2 protein-coding genes are annotated in these 2,340 nt (G+C 73.1%); one reads left to right on the forward strand and one right to left on the reverse strand.

Translation table 11 applies throughout. The features are described from left to right. Positions 1-123: 123 nt before the first annotated feature. Positions 124-1,032, forward strand: coding sequence for a site-specific tyrosine recombinase XerD (xerD, locus tag F3J18_RS36770; RefSeq protein ID WP_166917053.1), 909 nt, complete (start codon positions 124-126; stop codon positions 1,030-1,032). A 103-nt stretch (positions 1,033-1,135) separates the two neighbouring features. Here xerD and F3J18_RS36775 read toward each other — a convergent pair. Next, positions 1,136-2,340: fatty acid--CoA ligase family protein (locus tag F3J18_RS36775; protein WP_166917051.1), on the reverse strand; the 1,205-nt coding region annotated here is incomplete at its 5' end.

The following is a 2,340-nucleotide window of genomic DNA, read 5'->3' on the forward strand; positions in this document are numbered from 1 at the left end:
GCCGCGCGCAAGCCGCGCCAGGCTGCCGACGCGGCCGCGCGCGGCGCCGGCCGAAGCCCCCGCCGCAAGCCGGGCCGCCCGCCCGGCAGCGGCGGCAAGTGCGACGGCGCGCTCGGCGAGGCGCTGGCCGGCACGCCCGAGCGCGAGGCCAGCCGTCACGCGATCGACCTGTTCTGCGACGCGCTGTGGCTCGAGCATGGCCTGTCGAAGAACACGCTCGATGCCTACCGGCGCGACCTGACGCTGTTCGCGCAGTGGCTCGCGCAGACGCACGAGGCGAGCCTCGATGTCGTCTCCGAGCCGATCCTGACGGCCTACATCGCGGCGCGCAGCGACGGCAAGGCCACCTCCTCGAACCGGCGTTTGTCGGTCTTCCGGCGCTATTACGGCTGGGCGCTGCGCGAGCATCGCGCGGCCGCCGATCCGACGCTGCGCGTGCTGTCGGCCAAGCAGGCGCCGCGGTTTCCCTCGACGCTCTCGGAAGGCCAGGTCGAGGCGCTGCTCGGCGCGCCCGAGGTGGAGACGGCGCTGGGGCTGCGCGATCGCACCATGCTCGAGCTGATGTACGCGAGCGGGCTGCGGGTGAGCGAACTGGTCACGCTGAAGACGGTCGAGGTCGGCCTCAACGACGGCGTGGTGCGCGTGATGGGCAAGGGCTCGAAGGAGCGGCTGGTGCCGTTCGGCGAGGTCGCGCACGGCTGGATCGAGCGCTACCTGCGCGAGGCGCGACCCGCGCTGCTCGGCGCGCGCGCCTCGGACGCGCTGTTCGTGACCGCGCGCGGCGAGGGCATGACGCGCCAGCAGTTCTGGAACATCATCAAGCGCCACGCGCTGCGCGCCGAGATCCGCGCGCATCTCTCGCCGCACACGCTGCGGCACGCCTTCGCCACGCACCTGCTCAATCACGGCGCGGACCTGCGCGTGGTGCAGATGCTGCTCGGCCACAGCGATATCTCGACCACGCAGATCTACACGCACGTCGCGCGCGAACGCCTGCGCTCGCTGCACGCCCAGCATCATCCGCGCGGCTGAGATCTGCTGAAGGGAGGCGCGCCGTTTCCGCGGCGCGTGCTTCCCGGATCCCGCCCTGCCCGTCGCCAGCCTCCCCGGGCTTCGATCCGCTCCGTTCGGTCTTTCAGTCTTTATAGGCCGCGTGCTCGCGCAGCCGGTGCTTGAGCACCTTGCCGGTCGAGGCGGCCGGCAGCGCCTCGACGGCGACGATGCGCGCGGGCCGCTTGTAGGGCGCGAGCCTGGCCGCGCACCAGGCGTCGAGCTCGTCGGCGGCGAGCGCGGCGCCCGGCGTCAGCTCGACGAAGGCGAGCACTTCCTCGTTGCCGGGCACCGCCCGCCCGATCACGGCCGACTGCACCACGGCCGGATGCGCGTTCAGCACATGCTCGACCTCGGCCGGATAGACGTTGAAGCCGGAGCGGATGATCAGCTCCTTGCTGCGGCCGGCGATGCTCAGCGCGCCGTCGGCGGCGGCCCGCGCCAGGTCGCCGGTGCGCAGCCAGCCCTCGGCCGTGACGGCCGCGCGCGTGGCCTCGGGGTTGCGGTAATAGCCGAGCATCACGTTCGGTCCGCGCACCAGGATCTCGCCGACCTCGCCGGGCGGCACCGGCTTCAGCTCGGGATCGACCAGCCGCACCTCGATGCCGGGAATCGGCACGCCCACCGAGCAATCCCCGCGCGGTGCCTCCAGCAGCGTCTGCGCGACGGTCGGGCTGCTTTCGGTCATGCCGTAGCCGTTGTGCAGCGGCAGCCCGTAGACGCGCTCGACCCGCGCTTTCAGGTCCGCGTCGAGCGGCGAGCCGCCCGAATAGACGAAGCGCAGTTGCGGGGCCTGCCAGGCGTGGCCGTGAGCCTGCAGGTGATCGAGCAGCTTCGCGTGCATCGCCGGCACGCCCTGGAAGATGGTCACGCGCTCGTCGGCCAGCGCGCGGCGCACCGCCTCGGGCACGAAGCGCGGCGCCAGGCGCAGGGTCGCGCCGGCGCACAGGCTGCCCAGGCAGACCGAGGCCAGCCCGTAGACGTGCGAGACCGGCAGCACCGTATAGACCACGTCGCTCGCGCTCACCCGCCGCAGCGTGCTGGAGACGGCCGCGACGAACAGCAGGTTGCGATGCGACAGCATCACGCCCTTGGGTGTGCCGGTGGTGCCGGTGGTGTAGATCAGCGCCGCGCATTGCCGGGCGCCTTCGGTTTCCACTGCCTCGGCGTGGGTGCCGGGATCGAGCGCCACCGCCCAGGTGCCGATGTCGGGCTCGCCGGCGGCGGCCGGCAGGGCGCGGTGGCGCGCCGCGTGGGCGGCCGCGTCGGGCGAGGTGGCGGTGACGAAGG

Source organism: Burkholderia sp. Ax-1720, assembly GCF_011753035.1.
GTDB classification, from domain to species: Bacteria; Pseudomonadota; Gammaproteobacteria; order Burkholderiales; family Burkholderiaceae; genus Burkholderia; species Burkholderia gladioli.